Source organism: Nocardiopsis sp. TNDT3 (assembly GCF_003427465.1).
GTDB lineage: Bacteria > Actinomycetota > Actinomycetes > Streptosporangiales > Streptosporangiaceae > Nocardiopsis > Nocardiopsis dassonvillei.
In genome coordinates this window covers 1-1,568 of sequence record NZ_QPFC01001000.1, presented here as the reverse complement: position 1 = coordinate 1,568, position 1,568 = coordinate 1, and the positions used below count along the sequence as shown (strand labels likewise).

General features: G+C 69.5%; 1 protein-coding gene. It reads left to right on the top strand.

Annotated features, from left to right (window positions below; all coding sequences use genetic code 11):
• Nucleotides 1–65: 65 nt before the first annotated feature.
• Complete coding sequence (locus DQW06_RS22810; protein ID WP_071622164.1) at nucleotides 66–1,475, top strand: MFS transporter; 1,410 nt, start codon at nucleotides 66–68, stop codon at nucleotides 1,473–1,475.
• The last annotated feature ends 93 nt before the right edge of the window (nucleotides 1,476–1,568 follow it).

The following is a 1,568-nucleotide window of genomic DNA, read 5'->3' as shown; positions in this document are numbered from 1 at the left end:
TCCGACCCCACCGGCACCTCCAGCGACTCTCCCACCGACTCCCCCCAGCGGAACGGATAGCCCCCATGGCCACCACACCACCGGAGACGGACGCCACCGGCGCCCCCTCCGCCGATCCCGGCCAGCGCAGGCGCGAACAGCGCGGCTGGTACCTCTATGACTGGGCCAACTCGGTGTTCACCACCTCGGTGGTGACCGTGCTCATCGGCCCGTACCTGAGCAACCTGGCGTGTGTGTCGGCCGGGGCCCCTGACGCCGCGTCCTGCCTGGACCCCGCGCTGTCCATCAGCCCGCTGGGCCTGGACTTCCTCTCGCTGCACCCCAACGCGCTCTACCCGGCGCTGACCACGGTGGCGATCCTGCTCCAGATCCTGTGCCTGCCGATCGTGGGGTCGATGGTCGACCACTCGCGGCACAAGAAGCGGTGGCTGCTCTGGCTCGCCGTAGGCGGGTCGGCGTGCACGCTGGGGCTGTACTTCGCCACCGACGGCTACCTGGTGGCCTCGGTACTGTTCGTGCTGGCCAACCTGCTGTACGGGCTGGCGGGCGTGGTCTACAACGCGTTCCTGCCCGAGGTGGCCACGGCCGAGGAACGCGACCGGGTCTCGGTCACCGGCTGGGGCATCGGCTACCTCGGCGGGGCCCTGCTGCTCGCCGTCCACCTGGGCCTGGTGGTCGGCGCTCCGTCCCTGGGCCTGGGCACGGACGACGCCGCGCGCATCGCCTTCGCCTCCTGCGGCCTGTGGTGGGCGGGGTTCACCGTCCTGGCGGTGCGGCCGCTGCGCAACCGCTACGGCGCCCTGGCGGCGAGCAGCCGGGGGCGACCGAAGGTGGGACGGTCGCTGCGCCAGTTCGGGCACACGCTCAAGGACATGCGCAAATACCCGAACACGATTCTCTTTCTCCTGGCGTTCATCCTGTTCAACGACGGTGTGCAGGCGGCCATCCGCTACGCGGCGCCCTTCGCCACCCAGGATCTGGGACTGGACCAGAACGTCCTGATCGTCACCATCCTCATCATCCAGTTCGTGGCCTTCGGGGGCGCCTTCCTGACCGGCCGGGTGGCCCGGGTCCTGGGCAGCAAGAACACCGTGCTGGCCACGCTCGCGGTGTGGAGCTCGCTCGTGGCGGCGGCCTACTTCCTCCCGGTCGGGAACGTGCCGCTGTTCGTGGCCATGGGCGTGGGCATCGGCCTGGTGCTGGGCGGCACCCAGTCGCTGGCCCGGTCGCTGTACTCCCAGCTCATCCCCCGTGGGCGCGAGGCGGAGTACTTCAGTCTGTACCAGATCTCGGACAAGGGATCGAGCTTCCTGGGATCGCTGACCGTGACCGTGGCCGTCTCCCTCACCGGCGGCTACCGGATGGCGATCCTGTCGCTGATCGTGTTCTTCGTCATCGGCGGTCTGCTGCTGTGGCGCACGCGCATGCGCGAGGGGATTCTCGCGGTGGGCAACGAGGTACCGCGCAACCTGTAGACCGCCGAGGGGACGGGGTGTTGAGAGGGCGTAGGCGGCCACGTTTTCCACAGGTGGGTGTTGGGGGTGGCCGTGGGTGGCGTGGTGATGGTT